The 23,875-nt window shown below is 34.3% G+C and carries 23 protein-coding genes and 2 tRNA genes; 11 read left to right on the forward strand and 14 right to left on the reverse strand.

Annotated elements, in window-relative coordinates; translation table 11 throughout:
* Nucleotides 1-10: 10 nt before the first annotated feature.
* The 6 genes from CGC49_RS10980 to CGC49_RS11005 form a co-directional block, all read right to left on the reverse strand.
* Nucleotides 11-595 (reverse strand): Uma2 family endonuclease, encoded by a 585-nt coding sequence (locus CGC49_RS10980; protein ID WP_095912627.1) that lies wholly within the window; start codon nucleotides 593-595, stop codon nucleotides 11-13.
* Nucleotides 596-612: 17 nt separating this feature from the next.
* Nucleotides 613-1,197, reverse strand: coding sequence for a Uma2 family endonuclease (locus tag CGC49_RS10985; RefSeq protein WP_095912625.1), 585 nt, complete (start codon nucleotides 1,195-1,197; stop codon nucleotides 613-615).
* Nucleotides 1,198-1,215: 18 nt separating this feature from the next.
* Nucleotides 1,216-1,797, reverse strand: a complete 582-nt coding sequence (locus CGC49_RS10990; RefSeq protein ID WP_095912628.1) for a Uma2 family endonuclease — start codon at nucleotides 1,795-1,797, stop codon at nucleotides 1,216-1,218.
* A 37-nt stretch (nucleotides 1,798-1,834) separates the two neighbouring features.
* Complete coding sequence (locus tag CGC49_RS10995) at nucleotides 1,835-2,065, reverse strand: hypothetical protein (RefSeq protein WP_095912629.1); 231 nt, start codon at nucleotides 2,063-2,065, stop codon at nucleotides 1,835-1,837.
* A 153-nt stretch (nucleotides 2,066-2,218) separates the two neighbouring features.
* Nucleotides 2,219-3,754 carry a phosphoethanolamine--lipid A transferase EptA gene (gene eptA, locus CGC49_RS11000; RefSeq protein ID WP_095912630.1) on the reverse strand — a complete coding sequence of 512 codons (1,536 nt, stop codon included), beginning with the start codon at nucleotides 3,752-3,754 and terminating at the stop codon, nucleotides 2,219-2,221.
* A complete protein-coding gene (locus CGC49_RS11005; protein ID WP_095912631.1) occupies nucleotides 3,732-4,568 on the reverse strand; it encodes a phosphatase PAP2 family protein in 837 nt (278 codons plus the stop codon). The genes eptA and CGC49_RS11005 overlap by 23 nt, the downstream gene beginning before the upstream one ends.
* A 287-nt stretch (nucleotides 4,569-4,855) precedes the next feature.
* Between CGC49_RS11005 and CGC49_RS11010 the strand changes: the two genes are divergently transcribed.
* The 5 genes from CGC49_RS11010 (at nucleotide 4,856) to CGC49_RS11030 (ending at nucleotide 9,460) form a co-directional block, all read left to right on the forward strand.
* On the forward strand, nucleotides 4,856-6,040 hold the full coding sequence (locus tag CGC49_RS11010; protein WP_042007019.1) for an alanine dehydrogenase: 1,185 nt from the start codon (nucleotides 4,856-4,858) through the stop codon (nucleotides 6,038-6,040).
* A gap of 3 nt (nucleotides 6,041-6,043) precedes the next feature.
* The gene (locus CGC49_RS11015) at nucleotides 6,044-6,397 is read left to right on the forward strand and encodes a hypothetical protein (protein WP_042006996.1); all 354 of its coding nucleotides are present in this window, start codon (nucleotides 6,044-6,046) and stop codon (nucleotides 6,395-6,397) included.
* 7 nt (nucleotides 6,398-6,404) lie between these two features.
* The gene (locus CGC49_RS11020; RefSeq protein ID WP_095912765.1) at nucleotides 6,405-7,043 is read left to right on the forward strand and encodes a DUF937 domain-containing protein; all 639 of its coding nucleotides are present in this window, start codon (nucleotides 6,405-6,407) and stop codon (nucleotides 7,041-7,043) included.
* 140 nt (nucleotides 7,044-7,183) lie between these two features.
* Nucleotides 7,184-7,612, forward strand: a complete 429-nt coding sequence (locus tag CGC49_RS11025; protein ID WP_095894392.1) for a nucleoside deaminase — start codon at nucleotides 7,184-7,186, stop codon at nucleotides 7,610-7,612.
* Nucleotides 7,613-7,615: 3 nt separating this feature from the next.
* The gene (locus CGC49_RS11030) at nucleotides 7,616-9,460 is read left to right on the forward strand and encodes a hypothetical protein (RefSeq protein WP_232745184.1); all 1,845 of its coding nucleotides are present in this window, start codon (nucleotides 7,616-7,618) and stop codon (nucleotides 9,458-9,460) included.
* A 58-nt stretch (nucleotides 9,461-9,518) separates the two neighbouring features.
* On the opposite strand, the gene CGC49_RS11035 is transcribed toward CGC49_RS11030, so the two are convergent.
* From CGC49_RS11035 to CGC49_RS11060, 6 genes are all read right to left on the reverse strand, one after another.
* A complete protein-coding gene (locus CGC49_RS11035) occupies nucleotides 9,519-9,989 on the reverse strand; it encodes a DUF6495 family protein (RefSeq protein ID WP_042006989.1) in 471 nt (156 codons plus the stop codon).
* Between the two features lie 53 nt (nucleotides 9,990-10,042).
* Complete coding sequence (nadD, locus tag CGC49_RS11040) at nucleotides 10,043-10,630, reverse strand: nicotinate (nicotinamide) nucleotide adenylyltransferase (RefSeq protein ID WP_095912632.1); 588 nt, start codon at nucleotides 10,628-10,630, stop codon at nucleotides 10,043-10,045.
* 8 nt (nucleotides 10,631-10,638) lie between these two features.
* A complete protein-coding gene (locus CGC49_RS11045; protein ID WP_042006985.1) occupies nucleotides 10,639-11,148 on the reverse strand; it encodes a hypothetical protein in 510 nt (169 codons plus the stop codon).
* Nucleotides 11,149-11,168: 20 nt separating this feature from the next.
* Complete coding sequence (locus tag CGC49_RS11050) at nucleotides 11,169-11,801, reverse strand: 7-carboxy-7-deazaguanine synthase QueE (RefSeq protein ID WP_042006983.1); 633 nt, start codon at nucleotides 11,799-11,801, stop codon at nucleotides 11,169-11,171.
* A gap of 64 nt (nucleotides 11,802-11,865) precedes the next feature.
* Complete coding sequence (locus CGC49_RS11055) at nucleotides 11,866-13,284, reverse strand: SPOR domain-containing protein (protein ID WP_095912633.1); 1,419 nt, start codon at nucleotides 13,282-13,284, stop codon at nucleotides 11,866-11,868.
* Between the two features lie 375 nt (nucleotides 13,285-13,659).
* Nucleotides 13,660-15,375, reverse strand: coding sequence for a phospho-sugar mutase (locus tag CGC49_RS11060; protein ID WP_095912634.1), 1,716 nt, complete (start codon nucleotides 15,373-15,375; stop codon nucleotides 13,660-13,662).
* A 623-nt stretch (nucleotides 15,376-15,998) separates the two neighbouring features.
* Here CGC49_RS11060 and CGC49_RS11065 point away from each other — a divergent pair.
* Nucleotides 15,999-16,072 (forward strand) — tRNA-Arg (locus tag CGC49_RS11065).
* A gap of 338 nt (nucleotides 16,073-16,410) precedes the next feature.
* On the forward strand, nucleotides 16,411-18,852 hold the full coding sequence (gene lon / locus CGC49_RS11070) for an endopeptidase La (protein WP_095894530.1): 2,442 nt from the start codon (nucleotides 16,411-16,413) through the stop codon (nucleotides 18,850-18,852).
* Nucleotides 18,853-18,950: 98 nt separating this feature from the next.
* On the opposite strand, the gene trmD is transcribed toward lon, so the two are convergent.
* On the reverse strand, nucleotides 18,951-19,634 hold the full coding sequence (trmD, locus tag CGC49_RS11075) for a tRNA (guanosine(37)-N1)-methyltransferase TrmD (RefSeq protein WP_095912635.1): 684 nt from the start codon (nucleotides 19,632-19,634) through the stop codon (nucleotides 18,951-18,953).
* Nucleotide 19,635: 1 nt separating this feature from the next.
* Entirely contained in the window at nucleotides 19,636-20,241 is a 606-nt protein-coding gene (locus CGC49_RS11080; RefSeq protein WP_095912636.1) for a hypothetical protein, read from the reverse strand.
* 357 nt (nucleotides 20,242-20,598) lie between these two features.
* On the opposite strand from CGC49_RS11080, the gene CGC49_RS11085 reads away from it, so the two are divergent.
* From CGC49_RS11085 to rlmH, 4 genes are all read left to right on the forward strand, one after another.
* Nucleotides 20,599-20,683: transfer RNA gene (locus CGC49_RS11085), tRNA-Ser, on the forward strand.
* Nucleotides 20,684-20,903: 220 nt separating this feature from the next.
* Nucleotides 20,904-21,611, forward strand: a complete 708-nt coding sequence (locus tag CGC49_RS11090) for an AAA family ATPase (RefSeq protein ID WP_042006973.1) — start codon at nucleotides 20,904-20,906, stop codon at nucleotides 21,609-21,611.
* 112 nt (nucleotides 21,612-21,723) lie between these two features.
* Nucleotides 21,724-23,130 (forward strand): S1C family serine protease, encoded by a 1,407-nt coding sequence (locus tag CGC49_RS11095; RefSeq protein ID WP_095912637.1) that lies wholly within the window; start codon nucleotides 21,724-21,726, stop codon nucleotides 23,128-23,130.
* Nucleotides 23,131-23,342: 212 nt separating this feature from the next.
* Nucleotides 23,343-23,816: a 23S rRNA (pseudouridine(1915)-N(3))-methyltransferase RlmH gene (gene rlmH / locus CGC49_RS11100; RefSeq protein WP_095894397.1), complete on the forward strand. Its 474-nt coding sequence runs from the start codon at nucleotides 23,343-23,345 to the stop codon at nucleotides 23,814-23,816.
* The last annotated feature ends 59 nt before the right edge of the window (nucleotides 23,817-23,875 follow it).

Raw genomic sequence — 23,875 nt, forward strand, 5'->3', positions numbered from 1 at the left:
ATTCTTTATGTTAAAAAATATCCGAGGTGTGGATTTTCAACTCAGGAAATTTAACCGATGTAATATATTCATCTACAACGGGTTTCAAAATTCTGTACTTTCCATCTTCCAAAACATTCACTAAAATATTTTCGTCCGTTGGGTTTACAATCCAATATTCTTCCACACCCGATTCTTGGTAAAGCTCAAACTTGTTTTTCATTTCTTTTTTCGAATTTCCTGGCGAAAGAATTTCGATAATAAGGTCAGGAGCTCCAATACAGCCACGTTCATCCAATTTGCTTTCATCACAAATTACACATAAATCAGGTTGAACTACCGTGTGAATATTATCACCTTTTTCTTCCTTTTTAGGCAAGCGTACATCAAACGGAGCTACAAAAAGTTGACATTTCTGATTTTTGAAATAATTCCCTAGAAATAAGGTTATATTTAGAGAAATTCGTTGATGTTTCAAACTGGGTGCAGGTGACATCTTGAAAATCTTTCCTTTGAGAAGCTCCACACGCTCTTCAAATCTCCAAAGAAGGTAGTCTGCGTATGTATATACACCGTTTACTAAATCTAACTGATTGATATTATTAATAGTAGCCATAAGGATTATTCTTTATGTTAAAAAATATCCGAGGTGTGGATTTTCAACTCAGGAAATTTAACCGATGTAATATATTCATCTACAACGGGTTTCAAAATTCTGTATTTTCCATCTTCCAAAACATTCACTAAAATATTTTCGTCCGTTGGGTTTACAATCCAATATTCTTCCACGCCCGATTCTTGGTACAATTCAAATTTATTTTTCATTTCCTTTTTAGAATTCCCGGGCGAAAGAATTTCGATAATAAGGTCGGGCGCACCGATACAACCGCGTTCGTCCAATTTATTTTCATCGCAAATCACGCACAAATCGGGTTGCACCACTGTGTGAATTTGGTCGCCTTTTTCGTTCTTTTTAGGCAATCGAACATCAAACGGAGCGGAAAATAATTGACATTTCTTTCCTTTGAAAAATTGCCATAATAAACCACTTAAATTTATCGAGATCTTTTGATGCTTCACACTCGGTGCAGGCGACATTCTGAAAATTTTTCCTTTGAGAAGTTCTACGCGTTCTTCAAATTTCCAAAGCAAATAATCGGCATAGGTATAAACGCCGTTTGCTATGTCTAACTGATTGATATTCGTGATTGTAGCCATAATAATTCTTTTTTTACGTTAAAAAATATCCGAAGTATGGATTTTCAGCTCGGGAAACCGAACCGATGTAATGTATTCATCTACAACGGGTTTCAAGATTCTGTATTTGCCGTTTTCCAAAACATTGACCAAAATATTTTCGTCCGTCGGGTTTACAATCCAATATTCTTCCACGCCCGATTCTTGGTACAATTCAAATTTGTTTTTCATTTCCTTTTTAGAATTTCCGGGCGAAAGAATTTCGATAATAAGGTCAGGCGCACCAATGCAACCGCGTTCGTCCAATTTGTTTTCATCGCAAATCACGCACAAATCGGGTTGCACCACCGTGTGAATTTGGTCACCTTTTTCGTTCTTTTTAGGCAACCGAACATCAAACGGAGCAGAAAATAATTGACATTTTTTTCCTTTGAAAATTGTTCCCAAAGAAATACTTAAATTCATCGAAATTTTTTGATGCTTGACACTCGGTGCAGGCGACATTCTGAAAATTTTTCCTTTTAAGAGTTCTACGCGTTCTTCAAATTTCCAAAGCAAATAATCGGCATAGGTGTAAACGCCGTTTATATCTAATTCATTGATGTTTACTACATTTTTCATGATTAAGAATTTTTAGATTGTCAAAATTCAAACAGAATTACCCTTCATATCGGTCAATTTCACGCTCATAAAATTCATAGGACTGCTGGATAAGATTTTCAGTCTCTATTTCAAGTTCCTTAGTATCTTCTTCATCGAAATCTTCCAACCATTCCACCTCATCGGTTTCTAAATTTAGGACAAAGCGAGGGTACTCGGTATGGATAACGAAAATAGCATCAGGAAAATCACTATTATCACCTAATAAAAACTTGGGAAAATTACTCATTTTTTTGTATTTTAAATTAAATTGGGGTGTGCCATAAAATATGATGAAAGCCTAACAAAAAAACTTCTTTTTTGAGGCATCGTACTTTTATATCACCTCCTAAAATTGTTTGTTATTTAGAGCAAATATACAATTTTTTTGATATTTGGCATATCACTGTTCACCAAAAATACTTAATTCTTCGTTGTAAATAGGACTTTCTATATCCAAAAACTTCAAAACGCTGTGGAACACATGATGTTGTGTTGCTTCTTTGATAGGTTTTATAGGCTTAGAATTAGCTGATTTCCAAACAATAAAAGGGATTTCATATTGTTCTTTTGGAGCAATACTCATCGGTAACCCATGCATATACAGTTTTTTTTCTCCTAAGGATTCGCCATGATCTGAAACGTAGAGCATGGCAGTTTTGTAATCCTCCAATTCTTTCAAATCTCCGATTATTTTGTGCAACATGTAATCCGTGTAAACAATCGTATTGTCATAAGCGTTTATGAGTTCCTCATGAGAGCAATTCCCTAACTCCACGCTATTACATACTGGTTTAAATACCTCAAATTCAGCAGGATATTTTTTATTATATGTAGGTCCATGACTTGTAGAAGTATGTAAAATAATTAATATTTTATCCTTATCACTTTTCGAAATCTGTTCTTTTAACCCTGATAAAAGCACCTCGTCATAATCACAATTTTTCTCTTCACAATTTTGACGTAATGCACTTCCTGTGAAGTATTTATCAACATGAACAGGAGGCTCACCAGAATTGGTCGTTCTCCAAACCACCTCAACACCACTACGATTTAGATAGTTTGGCAAAATTTCATATAAATCTCCTGTATCCTGATGCTCTAAAATGCATTTTACAGCGGCAGTGGTATAAGTTGCACACGAATTAGCGTTAAAATGGAAAACATTTTCTGTTTTTGAAAGCAACGGATTCGTATTTTTTTTGTAACCATAAAGCGAAAAATTTTCGCTACGAGCCGACTCCCCAATGACCAACACCATTACCGATTTTTCCTTATTTTTTATCGTAGCATCGGGTAGCAAAATCTCTTGCCTATTTTCTTGTGCTTTGTGAACGTAGTAAAGAATCGTATTCACTGAATATGACCATGGCATAGCCAATCCTCCCAAATATTTTGAATTTTTGTCAATCCAAAGAATATTTTTTGCATTTATGACTACTAAAATTAAAATAACTAATAAAATAGCTCCTAAATTTTTAAAGAATTTTTTTACAGAAGGATATGTAACTCTTGCTTTTAAAATATAAATACTTGGAATAATCCCCAAAACGAGTAGATACAAAATTAACTTCACAGAAAAAAAGCTACTTGATTCTTCGTAATTGGTATTTAATAGATTACCAATCATACTTTCATCAACAATAATACTATATGTATTGATAAAATACACAGCTATTGCACTTAGAATGAAGGTGATAGCTAACAAAAACTTACCTATAGCTCGAAGTAAAAACAAAATCAGGTAAAAAGCAAAGAAATTAGCTACTACCATCAGTATAAACAAACTAATAACAAGTAAAATTCCATTAAAACTATGGTAATCAATATTTTGAAAAACAAAACTGAAGAATCCGTAATGGAAGAAAATAAAGTTTAAAATGCTGATAATTAGCACAAAACGATATAAAGTAATATTATTTATCAATTTTTTTAACATATGCTTTTATGATAGTGTATAGTGAAACAATTAAACTAGATAAAGAAAGGTAATATACAAAAATATTTTCTTCTAAAATTCTGTAAATCAAAAATATAACGGAACCTAAGAATAGCACCATAAAAATAGGTAAGTATTTTTTATTGGAAATCCATGTCCATGCGTTATATTTTTGGTTAATAAGAATTCCCAAAAAAGCTGATATAGAACCTATTGCACATCCTGAAATCACATCCAGTGGATGATGAGCCCCCACGCCTACACGAGTGAAAGCTAAAATGAGTCCCAAAAAAACAAGTATAACAATATATAAAACCTTTTTAATCAATGATTTAGGTAAAAAAGCAATCAGCAGTACACATAACGTTGTAAAAACGGTTATCGAATGACCTGACGGAAAACTTGAAAATCCGACTGCTTTTTCTCCAACAATCGTAAAGGAATCTATAGGATGTATGGTAGCAGGACGAGGAACATCAAAAAATTCCTTTAAACCCCTTGAAAAAAAGAGCGATAGCAACGAAGCAGACAGCAGATTTTCCCATATCTTCGGAGTATAAAAAAAGAAAACCGAAAGCATACACAACACGATGAAAGCATCTCCAAATTGGGTTAAATTATATTGTAAATAAGGAAATTGCGATAATTTTTCATTCAAATAAAAAAAACATTCTTGTTGAATAAAAACGTATTTTTCAGGTTCTAAAGCGTTGTTTACAAACAAAAAGCAGAAAACACTCGCCATCACTAATAATGGAAAAATTAAGAAATAGGGTTTCACTTTTTCAAAATTAGCTGTTATAGTCTGATTCATTGTTAATTTTTAAATAAATAATATTTTTTAGTTATTCTTTTGGTAATCTAAAAATAATTTACATCTCTTTTTTGTCATATTTTCCATTCGTTAACGGTAAAATCCTTTGAATTACTACCCTCTACGAAGCATCCCAATGACGTATTTAGACGTGAATTTTTCGACTTTTGCAAATATACATAAAAATATGAAAATCAAAATTCATATCTATCCAAAAAAATAGTTTTTGTTATTAACGGTTTTCTATTTATATTTGTACCCCCGAAAGAGTAAAGATTATGTCTTCAATATCCACATTTTCAAAGTTTTTACCTCAAGAGGAGTGTTTAGCTGTGTCAAATCAACAAGTGTCGCTAAAAATAGGTTTACCTAAGGAGCATACCTTTCAAGAGCGACGTATTTGTTTGGCTCCTGACGATGTTGCCGTTTTGGTAGCAAATGGTCATCAAATCCTAATAGAAACGGGAGCAGGGGAGGAGGCAAATTTTTCTGACCGCGATTATAGCGAAGCAGGAGCTCAGATTGTTTATGACTCTGAACAGGTGTTGTCATGTCCGATTGTTTTAAAGGTTGAACCTCCTACAAAAGCTGAAATTGAGCATTTGAAACCCAAATCTGTACTTCTTTCTGCCTTACAGATAAAAACCCAAGACAAAGACTATTTCACATCTTTAGCTAAGAAACAAATAACTGCGTTGGCATTTGAATACATTCAAGATGATGAATATAATCACCCTGTAGTTCAGTCGATTAGTGAAATTATAGGAGTGGCATCCGTATTAGTAGCATCTGAACTTATCGGAAATACATCTTATGGAGGAGGAGGTATTCTTTTTGGAAATATTACTGGAGTTCCCCCCATTGAAGTCGTTTTCCTTGGAGCTAATGAAGTTACTCAAGCTGCAGTGAAGTCTGCCATTGGATTAGGAGCCAAAGTGAAAGTTTTTGATAATTCTTTGGCTAATTTGCGAAAACTGAAACAGGCCGTAAATGAAAATGTTTTTACCTCAACCTTGCAACCTAAGGTGTTGAAAAAAGCATTGATGAGATGTAACGTGGTTATCGGTGCGATGCGTGGGGAGAATCGCTCTCCTGTGGTAGTGAATGAAGATATGGTAAAAACTATGAAAAGAGGGGCGGTAATCGTAGATGTGAGTATCGACACCGGAGGATGTGTAGAAACCAGTCGAATTACGACATTTGCAGAACCTACATTCATGGAACATAATGTGATACATTATTGTGTTCCGAATATCGCTTCACGATATGCTCGAACAGCATCCTTTTCGTTGAGTAATATTTTAACTCCTTATCTGTTGAAAATAGGTGAGGAGGGAGGCATTGAAAACGTGTTACATATCGATAAGGGATTGAGAAATGGGCTCTATTTCTACCATGGAGTATTAACCGATAACACGATTTCACAGTGGTTTGGTATCCCTTATAAACCCATAAATCTTTTATTCATATAAAATATGTCAATTTTAAAACGCTTCGGATATTATTCTATTGGACTTGGAATTGGTATCGTTTTCGTAGCTTTCTTCTTCAAGAAAAAAGATACAGAACCTTTTTGCTATTTTCCCAATTGTAGAGTATTAAAAGACATACGTTCAAAAACAATAGAAGTAGATATCCAAACTTCTCTAACAAAGGATGATTTTATGGAATTATTTACCCATGGAGATGTGCTGTTTTCTAAAAGCGACACCAAAGCGACTCCCTGTAAAATATACGTAATTGAAGGAGTAATTGCTGAGAAGGAAATAGAAGTAACTCTGGAAAATTGTTCGGACAAAGTGGTGATAAAAAAAATAAATGATAAATAAATTAAATATGGCAGGAATTTTAGACTTTCTAGGCGAAAATAATTTTCAACAAATTGTAAAAGGCGTAAGCAAAGAAACGGGTGTTTCTCCTTCAAAAGCTTCGTCTGTGATTGAAATGGCAACTCCTTTGCTATTGGGAGCAATGCAAAACAAAAGTGATAATGAACAGGCGGCAACAGGTTTGCTCAGTGCTTTAACCAGTGACAAACATAACGGAAATTTATTGAATAACTTAGGAAGTTTGTTTGAAAACAAAGGAGATAATTCCTTAACCAATGAAGGATCAGGTATTTTAGGACATCTTTTAGGTGGTAAAGAATCTACTTTATCCGATGCAATTAGCTCAAAGACAGGAGTTTCTTCATCGAATGTGTTACAAATTTTAAAAATTTTAGCTCCTGTGCTGATGAGTTTTATTGCTAAGAAAATGTCAGAAAACAACGTTTCATCGGCAAGTGGATTGGGAGGTTTACTTTCAACATTAACAGGAAATAGTAGTGGTGGAAATCTATTAACCTCATTGTTAGACGCTAACGGAGATGGAAATATTTTAGATGATGTTATAGGAAAGTTAGGAAATTCCACCACTTCATCAAAAAACGGAGGCTTAGGCGATGTTTTAGGTGGATTTTTTGGAGGAAAATAAGAAAATCCAACAAATTAGAATAATAAAAAAGTAGTTTGATTTTGTCTTAATGGAAAACAAAATCAAACTATTTTAGTCCTTGGGACAATCCTAAAAATTATACATTTATTTAATATTACTAAGAATCAATACATTAAATTATGGATGATTTTTATTTTATGCGAAGAGCCTTAGAACAGGCAGAGAAAGCTTTCGATAAGAATGAAATTCCTGTAGGAGCAATCATAACTATTCAAGGACAAATTATAGCCCAGGCTCACAATTTGACTGAATTACTCACAGACGTAACGGCACATGCCGAAATGCAAGCTATCACGATGGCTTCCAATTACTTAGGAGGTAAATACTTGAAAGATTGTACACTTTATGTGACCTTAGAACCATGTACCATGTGTGCAGGAGCCTTATATTGGAGCCAAATTTCAAAAGTTGTTTTCGGTGCATCCGATCCTAAACGAGGCTTTCAAACAACCGGAGTGAAATTACATCCAAAAACACAAATTATTAGTGGAGTATTAGCCGATGAGTCATCAAAACTATTAGTAGATTTTTTTGAAAAAAGAAGATAATAAATGAAAAAATTATGTCTATATCTATCTCTTTTGCTTGTAGGATTACAAAATGTGACCTCTCAAGTGATTGACTCTTTGGATATGGTACAAATAGATTCATTAAAAACACAAAGAGATGATAAATTCTACAAAGATGCTGGAGAATATCTCAAAAAAAGAAAACTTACACAGAAAATTTACGATTTTTTATTCACAAAGCCTAAGGTAACTACTCCACAAACGGGTAAAGTAACTGATGAAATAAACTTCAAACCATATCAAGGAAAAATTATTCGAAATATAGAAATCATTACCTTAGACCCTTTTGGATATAGCGAAAAAGATTTATCCAAAAAACCAGGAAAAAAATTAGAAATTTATGGTAATGCCTTGCATAATAAAACTAAGCGAGGAACAGTAAAAAAGCAATTGTTGTTTTCAAAAAATGATCGATTGGATTCACTACTGGTACAGGAGTCGGAACGTATTTTACGAGATCAGAACTATATTCGTAGAGTGGTGATTCGTCCAATACCAATAACACCTGTGTCAGATTCTATTGATATTCAGGTAGTTGCTTTGGATAGTTGGACTATGTTTTTCGATTCAGACTGGACAGACAAACGAGGATGGATACGCGTCAGTGAATACAATCTTTTTGGGATAGGACACCAACTATCGTTGACCTATCGTCAGTACTTCAAGAAATTTAGTGAAAATGGAAAAGGTATTTACTACCGAGCTCGAAATATCGAAAACACACACATTGACGGTATCGCTTCCTATTACCAAGATTTGGAAGAGTATTCGGGGCGTTTGGTACTAGATCGTCCCTTATTTTCGCCTTACGCTCGGTGGACAGGTAGAATAGCTTTTTACGAAAATCGACAAGCAGAACGTATGTTTGTCAATGATTCTTTGTTATATCCTTATATAAAGTATCGAATATATGATGCTTATGGAGGCTACGCTATTCCATTGAAAAACAGTGATGATAAAAGTATCCATAGAGCTATTATTTCGGCACGTTACAAGCAAACTAAATTTCTTGAAACTCCAGTAGACTCACTCAATGTAGGAAATTTCTATTCTGACGAAGAGTTATTTTTAAGTAAGTTAAGTTTAAATAGCACCCGTTTTGTACAAGACAGATACATTTTTAGGCATGGTGATATTGAGGATGTTAGCATTGGTCATTCATTTTTTGGTACTTCGGGGGTATCGAAAAAGAATCTCAATTATTATCCGTATTTAGGAATAGGAGCTTCGTGGGCAAATTATACGGATAAAGGATATTTCTCTATAGATACCGAAGCAGGTGGATTTCTGTCCAATGGTAGAGCTCATCGGGTGGCAATCAAAGGGGAATTAAGCTTTTTTTCAAATTTGTTCACTTTAGGGAATTGGTATTTTCGAGAATTTGCCAAAGCCCAATTTGTGATGGGATTCAATCGTGCTACCCATATTAATGATAAGATAACGATTAACGAAAAAGAAGGAATGAAGGATTTCGATAGTAATATCTATGATGGCACACGTAAGCTATTGTTAGTCTCTCAAACCCAATTGTACAGCCCTTTCCACTGGTATGGTTTCCGAATTAGTCCTTTTTTAAATGTAGAATTAGGGATTATCGGTCGTGAGCATACGTCTTTTTTCAACGTAGGGATGTACCCAAAATTTGCTATAGGTTTTTACATTTCCAATGATTATCTTCTTTTTCATAACTTCCAATTTTCCTTATGTTACTTCCCTGAGATACCCGGAGTGGGAAATAACATCTACGAAATCACCAATTCAAGAAACGATGATTTTAGACTGCCAAGTTTCGGACATAATGCTCCAAGTACGATACTTTTCAAATGATATTGTTTACAGGAATAGGAGTAATCAGTTAACAATCAACTTCAAAAAGCATATTTTTTCAATTCAACATCTCGTTAAGTGAGATAAATAACTGTCCATCAGAAATTTGCATTCCTTGTTGAATAAGGTTAAAAATTTCCATGTTCCGTTCGGTGGTGTATGTCTTTTCTCCTGTAAAGAGTTGAACATCATCTGATAACATATTTTTTTTCAACCATAGGAAACCTTCAGGTTCTGTCAAATCAATATTACCATCCGACACTTGAACTGAAATCATTTTAGCATTAGTATCCTGAAAATGAAAACAATGGATTGATTTTTTATCTATTCGTTCTAAAAAAGATACTTTTTGTAAGCTTTTTTCCCACACCAAATCACTAAAAATATCTATTTCTTCTTCAGCAATATGTTTTTTCTCTTTTTTAAGTTGCTCCCACTCGTCAGCCGTAATTTGTTGAGTAGCCAAAAACACAGCGAAATCGTGATGCAATGCTTCTAATTGTTCTTTAGTTAATCGAGTGTATTTCATTTATTTATAACTCTTTACATCAATAATTATAACTCCGTAGTTCCATACAAATGCTACCTATAAAATCCCATTTCGTCAATATATTTCCATACTTTAGCATCCAACAGGGGGCGTACATTGCGTTGAGCTTTAATTTCCTTACGAATGAAAGTTGCAGATAGTTCTATAATGGGTGCATCTACATGAATAATATTACCTTGATTTTCAATCTCTTTTGGCACTTCACCTTCTGAAATACGTGGATAAACATATATGGGATAATTCGCTAAAATGTGTTCATAGTTTTTCCATTTATGGAAACTTTTCAGATTGTCTTCTCCCATAATCAAAGCGAAATTTACGGTAGGGTATTTTTCTTCTAAGTAACTGAGAGTGTGTGTAGTATAATTTGGTACAGGCAAATGAAATTCAATGTCAGAGGGTTGTAGCTTTTCGTAACTTTCCACAGCCCGATGTACCATTTCGAGTCGGTCATAATTATTCAATAATGTCCGTTTTTGCTTAAACGGATTTTGAGGTGTAACCACAAACCAAACCTCGCTCAAATCACTATGCTCAACTAAATGATTAGCAATAATGATATGACCAATGTGTATGGGATTGAATGAACCAAAAAACAAGCCTATTTGTCTTTTTTGCATAAAAATAGCTACTTTCGTGTTTGATATACACCAAAAATAAATTCAGAATCTACTACTTTGTTGCCTTCTGCGTTGAGAATTACCAAATCGCTAATCGTGATTTGATGATCATAGCGTTCTACTTGATTTGTCATTGTATTCACTATAGGCTTCGTATCTATGGTAATGGAGCCACCTGTCGCTTCAAACTGAGACTGAACCAAAGGGTTTGCGGGAGGATAATTGGCACAGAAATAATTTGTTGAAACGTTTTCAGAAAAACTTCGATAGTATAACTTATAGTTACTCGCTACTTTCCCTTTAGTGTTATTCTCACTGTTTTTTAGTACCCCTTGAGGTAATTCTAAAATCATAGCTTGTTTGCCGTTGTACTTAAACAAAAACGTAGCCGTAGTGTCAGCAGTACAGGATAGCACTTCATTGTTTTCGAAGGAAATAGTTTCTACTTCCAAATCTCCATCGTTACAAGCAAAAATTAAGGAAGAAACAATTCCAAACAAGTATACGTATTTTCTCATTTTATTCTATAATTTAATAATTATGGGATATTCAAATATTTATGCGTTTGTAAAGATACTTTCCATTTTGGATTTTTCATCACAAAATCAACAATCTCAGGAATTACCTTATCGCGACGACTCCATTCGGGTTGGAGATATAAAATACAATCATCCGATACTTTACTTGCCATTTCTTCAGCGAAAATAAAATCATGACTATTGTAGATAATAATCTTTAGTTCATTTGCTTTCTGATAAATTTCAGAAGTTGGCAAACGTAACTTCTTAGGAGATAAGCATATCCAATCCCAAATACCTGTTAATGAGTGGGAACCAGAAGTTTCGATATGGGTTTTCATTCCTTTTTCTTTTAACTTTTGGGTCAGAGGAAACATATTCCACATCAATGGCTCTCCCCCTGTAACTACAATAGTTTTCGAATACTTAAGTGATTGATTTACGATATCTTCTATGTGTGTTGGTGGATGTTTTTCTGCATCCCAACTTTCTTTTACATCACACCAATGACACCCTACGTCACAGCCTCCCACGCGAATGAAATAAGCCGCCGTTCCTTTGTAGAATCCTTCTCCTTGAATTGTGTAAAATGCTTCCATTAGAGGAAGCATTTCTCCTTTATCAACCGCTTTTTGCGTTTCTTTATCTAACATTCTTCTGATTATTGGGGTGCAAAAATACGAATATAATTGAAAAAGAAATTATCTTAGGTTCATTTTACAAATAATTTTCTACGTCTAAAATCCAAGGATCGGGGATTTTCCCTTCATTCTTAATTTCTTCTACTCGCTTGAGTGCTTGTTCATAGGAATCGTATTTTTCTAAATAAACGTAGTTCAAAACTTGTTCTTTGTAGTGGAACGTATCGGCTTTGTATCCATGACTTTGCATTTCTTGAATACGTTTTTTCACGTTCTTTTGATTTAAAAATACTCCTACCACAATATAGTATCCTTTATTAACATCTTCAGCACTGATTTTGGTCACACGTGTGCTACTATGTAAACGCGTTATAGCATCTGGATTATTTTCGATTTCCAAGGCAGTAAAGAACAAATAATACCTGTCCAAACTTTTGGAATAAGTCAAATCCAGTGAAGAGGCATCATTTGGAATCAATTCTTGATTCACATTAGGAATGTCCATTTTGAAAATGTCAAAACCTAAGGTGTTTTGGCTTGCAGGATTTCTTTCCCTTACAAACTCGTCATTCCATGTAATAGCACTGTTGAAGAAATTCCGTTGTGGGCGAATTTTACTTTCTAAAGTCAATGATTTTCCACTTGCAGGGACTGAGATTGTCACCTGATCACCTCCCATACTGAAGTCACCTTCGAGGGTAATTCCCATGATACGAGTTTGAAATGCATCTTTTGATGGAGTAGTGAATCCACTGAAAGAAAATGTTTTAGGCTCGTTACTGATACTTTCAAATCCATCATAAGTGATTATTTTTTTTATGTTGCTATCCTCATTTTCATAGACTAAAACCAATGCCCAACCTGCAGCAGAGCCTCCTGCAATATGCCCAGTTGCTGCACGTATATTAGCAACCGTATATTCTCCTTCAGATGCAGTATTTGTTAATAAATAACTGATATTCACATAATAAACATAAGGGGAAATTCCTTTTAAAGAGTGTTCTTTAGAACCGTCGTAAATCAACTCTCCTTGCAAATGTACATAATCTTTGCGAGAAGGCGTTTTTATCATCACACTTTGAGAATTTTCGCGAGTACCATCCTTAATCCCGTAGTTGGTGCCTTTGAGAGTTCCTGATGTGTAAGGATAGGTAGCTGTCCAATAAAGTCCTGCGTAAATCACTTTGGCTTTTTGTTTTCCTTCAAACGAAAAACTGGCACTACTGGAAGAAAATGTTGTCGGATCATCATCCACATCAATGTATTGCATATTCAACTCATCATTGAGTTTTGCTCCACGACTGCGATCATCAAAAGGAATATTAGAATTGTTACGACGATCTTCTCGATTGACGATGTTGTTCCCTATGATTTTAATATCTCCTTTAACAAAAGCCTCATAACGGATTTTAAATTCCGTCTTTATACTTTGTGCCTTTATTGAGAAGCATAGAAAATAAAATATAATACAAATTATATACGTAATATGTTTCATTTCGTTGAAATTGTTTTTGAATTGTCTTTTGTGTTAAAAACAAAAGACAGTGTAGAGCAAATATACAATAAAAAAATGAATATATTATCCTTAGTAAACTAATTTTATGTTAAAAAGAATTTTTTGTCTTTATAAGAAATGTACATATCTTAAAATGAACATTTTAACTTTAAACAATGTTTGAGAATACAGCCTTATGCTAATTCTATTTTCGATAAAAGTTCTATTATCAGAAGTATATGGAAAGAAAAATTTTTTAGGTATTAATCCTAATTAGTATTAGAATTTACCATCGAAAATAATTAGAGTAGGAGAGAAGTAATCATTAAAAAAAGTAGAGACGCTATAGGATGCGTCTCTACCAAAATTAAAGGTTTATCCTTCTAATTTCATATCTTTTACGATATTTTTAATTCGCTCATCCAAGGTTTTTTCAGCCTTTTTGAAGTTTTCAATACTGTCTAAAGGTGTATTTACGCTAAAATAGAACTTAATTTTAGGCTCTGTTCCACTCGGACGTGCAGCTATTTTCGTTCCTTTTTCTGTGTAGTATATTAACACATTCGATTTTGGAATATCAATATCTTCCACCTCACCCGTTAAAAGATTATGTGCTTTGGAGGTCTGATAGTCTTCTACCATTGTTACCTTTTCATTATAAATTTCTTTCAATGGATTTTGACGCAGATCTTTCATCATCTGGCTAATTTCTTCGGAACCTGAAATGCCTTTTTTCACTAAAGAAATTAAATACTCTTTGTAGAAACCATAATCCACATAGGCTCGTACCAATTCTTTATAGAATGAACTTCCTGAGGCTTTGGCTGTTGCCGCGATTTCACACGCTAATAATGTGGCTGTTACTGCATCTTTATCACGTACAAAATCACCAACCATATATCCAAAACTTTCCTCACCACCACCAACGAAGGTTTGTTCTGGAAAGTCTTTTATCATCTTAGCAATCCATTTGAAACCTGTCAAACCAACTTTGCATTCAACCCCAAATGCAGTAGCAATATCATTCATCATTGGTGTAGAAACAATAGTTGAGCCTATAAACTCATTACCTTTAAATCCTTTTTCTTTATGTTTTTGAAGTAGGAACAAAGTCATCATAACCATTGTTTGATTTCCGTTGAGTAGAGTCATTTTTCCGTCCAAATCACGTACGGCAACTCCTACACGGTCACAGTCAGGATCAGTTCCTATAACGATATCGGCACCTAATTCTTCAGCCTTTTTCAAAGCCATTGTCAAAGCTTCTGGCTCTTCAGGATTGGGTGATTTTACGGTAGGGAAATTCCCGTCAGGAGTAGCTTGTTCCTCAACAATATGCACATTGGTGTATCCGGCTCTTTTCAATACTTCAGGAACCATAGTAATCGAAGTTCCATGCAAGGAAGTGAACACCACTTTAAGATTTTCTTTCTGCGGAGCATTAAAACTTCCATTTTTGATAGAAGCTTCGGCAAAAGCGTTATCTAATTCAGAATCAATCCATTGTAATAAATTTTCATTAGCATTGAAATTAATATCTTTAAAATCAATGGTATCGATAGATTTCATAATTTCACCATCTTGCGGAGGAACCAACTGCCCACCATCTTGCCAATAAACCTTGTAACCGTTGTATTCAGGAGGGTTGTGCGAAGCCGTCAAAACGATACCGCATTGACACCCCAGATGACGTACGGCAAACGAAAGCTCAGGAGTTGGGCGTAAGTCCGAAAATAAAAACACTTTAATTCCATTAGCCGTAAACACGTCAGCTACCACCTTCGCTAAGTTTTTTGAATTATTACGACAATCATGAGCTATGGCCACTTTGATTTCACCGTTAGGGAATGATTTTTTAAGGTAGTTACTAAGTCCTTGTGTGTTTTTCCCAAGGGTATATTTATTAATTCGGTTCGTTCCGATACCCATAATACCACGCATTCCTCCCGTTCCAAATTCTAAATTTTTATAGAACGATTCCTTCAATTCATCTAAATTTCCGTCTAAGAGTTCTTGTACTTTTTTACGCGTTTCTGCATCGAAAGCATCTGAAAGCCAAGTTTTTGCTGTTTCAATACTTTTTTCTAACATAAAATGTAAATATTTTTAAAATGTGATTTTTTTTAGATATTTAAGTCAAGCAAAGGTAATAAATTATTTAGTATATTCCTTAAAAATCAAAATATTTTTTGCATTTGCTTTAGAGAATTTTTATAAACAACAAAACAACTTGTATTCAGGAAAGCTCCTATAATCTCTATAATTCACTTGTTCACTCAATGAGATTGTTTATAAATAGAAGATAATTCATTTTTTGAGTTCATTATTTCATTCATTGTTCTTTTCCTTAGATGAAAAATAACCAAAAGTGCGAGCCACACGGGCATTAAAAAAATAATCAGTCGGCTTCCGACAAATTTTCCAAACTTGCTTCCCGCGGTCGATTCGAACAGTGGAAAATTTTCACGCTTTATTCACTGATTTTCTTAATGCCAAATCTCCAATGTCAATAAAAAGCGGTCAAAATACTGAAAAATCAGTGTTGAATCATTGAAAATATACGCAATTAAGTACTGAGCTTAAAACTTTTTTAATAAAGTTCTCATAAACAGTTGTTTGAGTTATCTACTAAAAATATTTTGAAAAAAAAAAGATAAAAAATTTGGAAGTTTAAAAAAAACACGTAATTTTGCACCCGAATTAATAACAACTGCGGCCTCGTAGCTCAACTGAATAGAGCACTTGATTACGGCTCAAGAGGTTTCAGGTTTGAATCCTGACGAGGTCACCGAGCATTTTTGCAGAAAAAAAGAAACACCGTATGAATCAGAATGGTTTATCGGTGTTTTTTGTTTCTATTTCGCACCAAAATACAAAACATAGTTTTACCTACCATTGTCTACTTCCTCTTTGTAGTATGATTCAATTTTTTAGGGAGTCTTTAATGTGTTTACATGTCTTTGCTACATTTTGTGGCACAACAATTGTTGTACTACCATCAGTTGTTCCTTTGACTAAGGTGTAACTATTTTATTTATAGTATTATATATTATTTTTGAATCATATTTTTTTGTCGGAAGAATATAAATTCACGACAAAATGACATATTATATACCATTTATGAAAATGAAATTAAGCAATTTTGACAGTTTTTCATCTGAAACCATCGATACAGATGCAGAGTTTATTCCTCTATTAACAGCTGAAGATGAAGAAGAAATACAAAAGGAATCCTTACCTACCGTTTTACCGATTCTTCCGTTGCGAAATATGGTGCTGTTTCCCGGGGTAGTGATTCCCATCACAGCAGGGCGTGATGCTTCGGTGCGATTGATAAACGATGCTAACGAAGGGTCAAAAACTATTGGAGTTGTGGCTCAAATTGATGAAAATGTCGAAATACCTACGGGAAAAGATATTTATCATTTGGGAACTGTAGCACGTATTCTGAAAGTACTCAAAATGCCCGATGGGAATATTACCATTATCATCCAAGGAAAGAAACGCTTTGAAATTGATACTATTTTGGAGGAAAAACCATATATCACAGCCACTATCAAAGAGGTAGAGGAAACACGTCCTCCAAAAAATGATAAGGAATTTGGTGTAGTTATTGAGTCTATTAAGGATTTGGCTACGCGAATCATACGTGAAAATCCAAATTTACCTTCCGAAGCTACGTTTGCCATAAAAAACATAGAAAGTGGGGCATTTTTAGTGAATTTCGTGTCATCTAACATGAACGCTCTCGTAAAAGAGAAACAAGAAATATTAGAGACAAACGATTTGAAAGATCGTGCGTTGTGTGCGTTAAAATACTTAGATTTGGAACTGCAAAAACTTACACTTCGTAATGATATTCAGTCCAGAGTACGTTTTGATATTGACAAGCAACAACGTGAATATTTCCTACATCAGCAAATAAAAACTATCCAAGAAGAGTTGGGAGGCGTTTCCTATGAAGAGGAAATTGAGGAGATGAAAAAAGTAGCCAAAACTAAAAAATGGGATGATAAAATCAAGGAACATTTTGAGAAAGAATTGGGAAAACTACAACGGATGAACCCTCAAGTAGCCGAGTATTCAGTACAACGAAACTATTTGGATACGTTATTGGAACTGCCTTGGAATGAGTTCTCAAAGGATAATTTTGATTTGAAACGGGCTCAAAAAGTACTTGACCAAGACCATTACGGTTTAGAAGAAGTTAAGCGACGCATTATTGAGCATTTAGCAGTATTGAAACTTCGCAACGATATGAAATCACCTATTTTGTGTTTTTATGGGCCTCCTGGCGTAGGGAAAACCTCTTTAGGAAAGTCAATAGCTAAAGCGTTGAATCGTGAATATGTCCGTATGTCGTTAGGAGGGTTACGTGACGAAGCTGAAATTCGTGGACATCGCAAAACGTACATTGGTGCAATGCCTGGGAGAATTCTCCAGTTATTGAAAAAAGCTAAAACCTCTAACCCTGTATTTGTATTGGACGAAATCGACAAGTTGAGTCATTCCCACAATGGAGATCCTTCTTCTGCTATGTTAGAAGTTCTTGATCCTGAGCAAAATAGTGAATTTTATGACAATTTTTTAGAAGTAGGATATGATCTGTCCAAGGTCATGTTCATAGCTACAGCTAATGAACTTTCAACCATCCAACCAGCACTTCGTGATCGTATGGAAATCATTAATGTAACGGGATATACCATTGAAGAAAAGGTTGAAATTGCTAAGAAATATTTATTACCCAAGCAACTGGAAGAACATGGACTTAAAAGTCGTGACCTTTCTTTGGGTAAAAAGGAAATTGAACGTGTTGTTGAAGGATATACACGCGAATCCGGAGTACGTGGTTTGGAAAAACAAATAGCTAAGTTGGTGCGTTTTTGTGCCAAGTCGGTTGCCATGGAAGAGCCATATGAGTCAAAATTATCATTGGAGGAAATAACCAAAATCTTAGGTCCTGCTAGAATGGAACGCGACCGTTATGAAGATAATGACATAGCAGGGGTTGTTACGGGTTTAGCATGGACAAGCGTTGGAGGTGACATTTTGTTCATTGAATCGGCATTGTCCAAAGGGAAAGGAACACTCAATATCACGGGGAACTTAGGCACAGTCATGAAGGAATCGGCAACCATTGCATTGGAATATATCAAAGCTAATGCTGAACGATTTGGTATTGAACCTACATTATTTTCTGAGAACAATATCCATATTCACGTTCCTGAAGGAGCAACTCCGAAAGATGGTCCCAGTGCAGGAATCACCATGCTGACCTCGTTGATGTCGCTTTTCACTCAGAAACGAGTAAAAAAACATCTGGCGATGACGGGAGAAATTACCCTACGAGGTAAGGTGCTTCCAGTAGGAGGGATCAAAGAAAAGATTTTGGCAGGAAAGAGAGCAGGTATCAAAGAAATCATACTCTGCAAAGAAAATGAAAAAGATGTATTGGAAATTCGTGAGGATTATCTGAAAGGACTCACTTTTCATTATGTAACTGAAATGGAAGAAGTTATTAAAATAGCAATTACCAATCAGGATGTGAAAAATAAGAAACAATTTTAGCAATACACAAAAACGCCATTACCAAAACGGTAATGGCGTTTTTAGCTTTATGAAGTAAATTAATATTCTCGATATTTTTTAGAAAAGAGTCCTCCTTTTTAATACTCTTTATTTAACAAATCAGGACGTCTATTTTTGGTGTGTTCATAGGCTTTTTCTTCCCGCCACTGTTCAATTTCAGGGAAATTTCCACTCATCAACACCTCTGGGACATCCCAACCTTTGTAAGAAGCGGGACGCGTATAAACAGGTGGTGCGAGTAAATTATCTTGGAAAGAATCTGTTAAAGCAGAAGTTTCATCGTTCAGAACACCCGGAATCAGGCGGATGATAGCGTCACACAGAACGGCAGCACCCAATTCTCCTCCCGAAAGTACATAATCTCCGATAGAAATTTCTTTCGTAATAAATTGATCTCTAATACGTTGATCAACTCCCTTATAGTGTCCACAAAGAATAATGATATTTTCATAAAGTGATAACCGATTTGCTATCTTTTGATTTAGTGTTTCACCATCAGGAGTCATATAAATGATCTCATCGTACGAACGTTCAGCTTTCAAGGCCGATATGCATTTGTCGATAGGCTCAATCATAAGTACCATTCCAGCTCCGCCACCAAATTGGTAGTCATCTACTTGTTTATAACTCCCTGTGCTATAATCTCTTAAATTATGGAAATAGACCTCAACAAGTCCTTTTTTTACAGCACGTTGCATGATCGAAGCGTTAAAAGGACTTTCTATCAATTCAGGAATAACTGAAATAATATCAATACGCATTTTATCTGTGTTTGTTAATTTCGTCCTGTAACTGACGACGTACTTTTTGCTCTCTTTCGATTGCCGATTTTCTGTAATTTTCGTATTCCTCTTGTAAATCGTTTAAATCTTGCATTGATTTTTTGGCTATGACATTGCTATTGGAGTAGCGGTAGATATAAAAAACAAGCATAGCTATCAACAATAAAACGATGCTCCACATAATCAGTGAATATGTAGATTTTGGTAGTAAAATACCCAGAAGACTAACACTATCTTTTTCATTACGTGTCTCTTCAAGTGTATTTTCCAATGAAAGAATATTGTTATTCAATTTCTTTATTTCATTTTCGTGGGCATCGACAACCTGCTGTTGAGCTTTAATTTTTGATTTTACGCTTTCCAAACTATCCATCACGTTGCGTTGATAAACAGTTAGGCTACCTTTGTCGATAACTTTATAATTTTGCCACGAATTAGACTGAGAAATTAGATTTTCAAATTGGCTGTTAAGCGTATTCTCTTTTTTCTGATTTTTTGTGTTTTGGATACGCGTACCTTCCTGTGCATTAACAATTGGACAAGTAAAAAGTATTGCGAATGCTCCAATTAATAATTGTTTTTTCATTTTTTGTAACTATTCCTTTTTAGGAAACAAATATAGATAGATAATTGCACAAAATAAAAAAATATTCAAAAAAATATAATTTTTCGTTTAAAATAATTTTTATATGGGCGAGTTAGATAAATGTTCTCAGATTTATTTTATTGAAAATAAATGCATTAATGTTTTTTTTACTTCTGTAGTTTTATAAAATCAAAAATAGTAAAATGTTTTGCTTCAAAAAAATGTTTATAAGTAACTTAAAATGAATAGGATATAAAATATTTTCAAAAAAAAATAAAAAAAATAAGCTATAAAATTTGCAGGAATAAAAAAAAGTCGTACTTTTGCAACCGCATAAGTGAGATAACAAGTGCAATTGGAGAGATGGCAGAGCGGTCGAATGCGGCGGTCTTGAAAACCGTTGAGGGTAACACCTCCGGGGGTTCGAATCCCTCTCTCTCCGCAGTAAGAAGTGTAAATCGAGTAACTACTTGGTTTACACTTTTTTTATGTTCTTCAAGTTTTTTTTCTCTTAAATATTAATTTTCTTTGCAACATTTAATCTAAATACGAAAAAAAGAGTGAAGTCGTTTTATGTGCAAAATTACGACAGACATTTTTTTGTTTGCTATGAACTTTAGAAAAATAGATGTAAATTTGTCAGCGATTGTAATTTAAAAGAAATGGTAACAAGCGATTTTATAATCCATGATAGGGAATCAATTCCCTTCGAGGATATTTTTCTGTCCGATGAAAATAAAACGGCATTGCAACAACTTATCAAAGAACACGAACATATTGCCGAATTAATGAAATATGGCCTACAAGCTGATAACAAAATTTTGTTTTATGGAGCTTCTGGTTGTGGAAAAACAACCACCGCAAAATCAATCGCTAATCGGTTGGGAAAATCTATTTTCATATTGAATTTGAGTAATTTAGTAAATTCTCGTATCGGAGAAACTTCAAAAAATTTAAAAGCAGTTTTTGATAAAGCTCAGCGCGAAAAGGCTGTTTTATTTTTAGATGAATTTGACCAAATCGGTAAAACTCGTACTGACGACGAACGAGATGTGGGTGAAATGCGTCGTTTAGTGAATACGATTATCCAATTATTTGATTATTTTCCAAAAGAAGGTGTGTTAATTTGTGCTACTAACCATATTGATTTTATTGATTTTGCTCTTCTACGGCGTTTTCAATTGAAATTAGATTATGAAATGCCGTCAAGAGAGCGTTTAGATGCCTATTATGATAAAATTTTAGCTGATTTTCCCGAAAAATTTACAAATATCGACCGGAAATATGATATTTCCTACGCTGAAGTAAAGGATTATATTCATACACAAATGAAAAAAGCAATTATTTATTCATTAGAAAATTCGTATTGATTTTCTTAAAATGACCTTAGTCTATCCGTGCTTTTTGGCATAATTATTGCACAATATGAAATGACTTTGTTAAAAATATAATATTAAAATAATTGATTAAAATTTAAACCGTATGAAGAATTATGCAAGTATTGTATCGGCTGCTTTTTTAGGCGGTATACTATCGTTAGGGGGGTATAAATTGTTTCTTGACAAAACAGATTCCGTTGCACAACCCGTGATAACTGAAAAACCAAATTTTGTACAAACCAATAACCATGTTGGCGGAACTCGTTTTGAATTGAATGAAAACAGTTTTGTTGAGGCAGCAAATAAAACTGTCAATAGTGTGGTACACATCAAAAATGTAGCTACTAAACAAGGTGGAGGAAATTCCGTTTTTGATTTATTTTATGGTGGAGGAAGCCAAACTCAAGTTGGAACAGGCTCAGGAGTAATTATCACTCCCGATGGGTATATCGTGACCAACAACCATGTCATAGCTGATGCTACTACTTTGGAAGTTACCCTCAACAACAACAAAACTTACATGGCTAAGTTGATAGGCACTGATGTTTCATCAGATATAGCATTGCTTAAAATTGAAGCCGAAGAACAACTGCCTTTTTTAACCTTTGCTGATTCTGATAACACTCAAATAGGGGAGTGGGTGTTAGCTGTAGGGAATCCTTTTAATTTGAACTCAACCGTAACAGCAGGGATTATCAGTGCTAAAGCACGTAATATTAGTGAACGCAGTAATGATAAAGTAGAATCGTTTATTCAAACTGATGCTGTTGTAAATCGAGGTAACAGCGGAGGTGCTTTGGTAAATCTAAAAGGTGATTTAATAGGTATAAATACAGCTATTACTTCAACAACAGGTACTTATATGGGATATTCGTTTGCTGTTCCGAGTAATATAGCCAAAAAGGTGATTGAAGATTTGATTGAATACGGCAACGTACAACGCGGTGTATTGGGGGTTCGAGGAACCGAATTAAACTCTATTAATGCAGAAAGATTAGGCATAAAACAAACCGAAGGTTTCTATGTGGATTCAGTAGATGAGGAATCAGGAGCAGGGGCTGCAGGTATTAAAAAAGGAGATATAATCAAGCAAATTGATAATGTTCGTATTCACAAGTACTCCGACTTGAGTGGTTATATTGCTTCCAAGCGTCCAGGTGATCAGCTTAAAGTTATATACGACCGAGAAGGAAAAGAACGTAATACGACAGTTAACTTAAAGAAAAATACTACTTATGTGGTTAACACTTTGGGCTTGGAGGTTAAAAACCTTTCCGAAGTTGACCAAAAGAAATTTAAAACCAAAACAGGAGTTAAAGTTACGGGAGCTTCCCAATTTTATGAATACAACAATGTTTCGGTGGTAGGAAAGGTGTTAGTTGCAGTAAATTCAAAACCTATTAAAGACATTGATGAATTGAAAAATATCGTAGCAAGTCTTTCATCAAGAAACCGAAATTCATTGGAGTTAATCAATGAAAAAGGAGAAAGAGAACGACTTTTCTTCTAAAAAGAATAATCTTTTTTATGAGACTATCCAAAGGGATTGAAGTTTTTATCGGTATCCCATAAAACAATTTTCTTGGATAGTCTCATTTATTTTCAAATTGTACTCCAACTTGGAACTCAGAATTTTTTATTGAAGCCTATTGTAGTCGGTGAAAAATAAAAATTAGGGGAGCCGTTGCTTTTCTTTAATATATATATTCTAAAAAGTAAGAAATGAATATCAAACTAATTACAATAGGGAAAACCGATAATTCAAATTTGCAACAACTTATTTCAGATTATGAAAAACGATTGTTGCACTACATAAATTTTGAATTGGTAACCATTCCCGACCTTAAGAATAGTAAATCGTTGAGTGAAGAACAGCAAAAAACGAAAGAAGGAGAGTTGATTTTGAAGCAATTAGAGCTTTCGCACGAACTAATCCTTTTAGATGAAAGAGGAAAAGAATATACTTCTGTTGGTTTTTCAGAATACATTCAAAAAAAACTGAATACAGGTATCAAACAGCTTACGTTTGTGATTGGAGGACCTTATGGATTTTCTCAAGAGGTGTATGCACGAGCCAATGGAATGCTTTCTTTGTCGAAATTGACGTTTTCGCATCAGATGATTCGATTATTTTTTGTTGAGCAAGTTTATCGAGCATTTACTATTCTCAAGAATGAACCTTATCATCATAGATAGTCGCCTTTTTCGATAAATTGGAATGATAACTTGGATAGAGGTTAATTGTTTGATTTTAA

It is taken from the genome of Capnocytophaga sp. H4358 (assembly GCF_002302515.1).
GTDB classification, from domain to species: domain Bacteria; phylum Bacteroidota; class Bacteroidia; order Flavobacteriales; family Flavobacteriaceae; genus Capnocytophaga; species Capnocytophaga canis.

Excerpts from the sequence above, each read along its gene's own strand:
- CGC49_RS10980 (WP_095912627.1), bottom strand. The coding sequence starts at position 595 with ATGGCTACTATTAATAATATCAATCAGTTAGATTTAGTAAACGGTGTA.
- CGC49_RS10985 (WP_095912625.1), bottom strand. The coding sequence starts at position 1,197 with ATGGCTACAATCACGAATATCAATCAGTTAGACATAGCAAACGGCGTT.
- CGC49_RS10990 (WP_095912628.1), bottom strand. The coding sequence starts at position 1,797 with ATGAAAAATGTAGTAAACATCAATGAATTAGATATAAACGGCGTTTAC.
- CGC49_RS10995 (WP_095912629.1), bottom strand. The coding sequence starts at position 2,065 with ATGAGTAATTTTCCCAAGTTTTTATTAGGTGATAATAGTGATTTTCCT.
- eptA (WP_095912630.1), bottom strand. The coding sequence starts at position 3,754 with ATGTTAAAAAAATTGATAAATAATATTACTTTATATCGTTTTGTGCTA.
- CGC49_RS11005 (WP_095912631.1), bottom strand. The coding sequence starts at position 4,568 with ATGAATCAGACTATAACAGCTAATTTTGAAAAAGTGAAACCCTATTTC.
- CGC49_RS11015 (WP_042006996.1), top strand. The coding sequence starts at position 6,044 with ATGTCAATTTTAAAACGCTTCGGATATTATTCTATTGGACTTGGAATT.
- CGC49_RS11020 (WP_095912765.1), top strand. The coding sequence starts at position 6,405 with ATGGCAGGAATTTTAGACTTTCTAGGCGAAAATAATTTTCAACAAATT.
- CGC49_RS11025 (WP_095894392.1), top strand. The coding sequence starts at position 7,184 with ATGGATGATTTTTATTTTATGCGAAGAGCCTTAGAACAGGCAGAGAAA.
- CGC49_RS11030 (WP_232745184.1), top strand. The coding sequence starts at position 7,616 with ATGAAAAAATTATGTCTATATCTATCTCTTTTGCTTGTAGGATTACAA.
- CGC49_RS11035 (WP_042006989.1), bottom strand. The coding sequence starts at position 9,989 with ATGAAATACACTCGATTAACTAAAGAACAATTAGAAGCATTGCATCAC.
- nadD (WP_095912632.1), bottom strand. The coding sequence starts at position 10,630 with ATGCAAAAAAGACAAATAGGCTTGTTTTTTGGTTCATTCAATCCCATA.
- CGC49_RS11045 (WP_042006985.1), bottom strand. The coding sequence starts at position 11,148 with ATGAGAAAATACGTATACTTGTTTGGAATTGTTTCTTCCTTAATTTTT.
- CGC49_RS11050 (WP_042006983.1), bottom strand. The coding sequence starts at position 11,801 with ATGTTAGATAAAGAAACGCAAAAAGCGGTTGATAAAGGAGAAATGCTT.
- CGC49_RS11055 (WP_095912633.1), bottom strand. The coding sequence starts at position 13,284 with ATGAAACATATTACGTATATAATTTGTATTATATTTTATTTTCTATGC.
- CGC49_RS11060 (WP_095912634.1), bottom strand. The coding sequence starts at position 15,375 with ATGTTAGAAAAAAGTATTGAAACAGCAAAAACTTGGCTTTCAGATGCT.
- lon (WP_095894530.1), top strand. The coding sequence starts at position 16,411 with ATGAAATTAAGCAATTTTGACAGTTTTTCATCTGAAACCATCGATACA.
- trmD (WP_095912635.1), bottom strand. The coding sequence starts at position 19,634 with ATGCGTATTGATATTATTTCAGTTATTCCTGAATTGATAGAAAGTCCT.
- CGC49_RS11080 (WP_095912636.1), bottom strand. The coding sequence starts at position 20,241 with ATGAAAAAACAATTATTAATTGGAGCATTCGCAATACTTTTTACTTGT.
- CGC49_RS11090 (WP_042006973.1), top strand. The coding sequence starts at position 20,904 with ATGGTAACAAGCGATTTTATAATCCATGATAGGGAATCAATTCCCTTC.
- CGC49_RS11095 (WP_095912637.1), top strand. The coding sequence starts at position 21,724 with ATGAAGAATTATGCAAGTATTGTATCGGCTGCTTTTTTAGGCGGTATA.
- rlmH (WP_095894397.1), top strand. The coding sequence starts at position 23,343 with ATGAATATCAAACTAATTACAATAGGGAAAACCGATAATTCAAATTTG.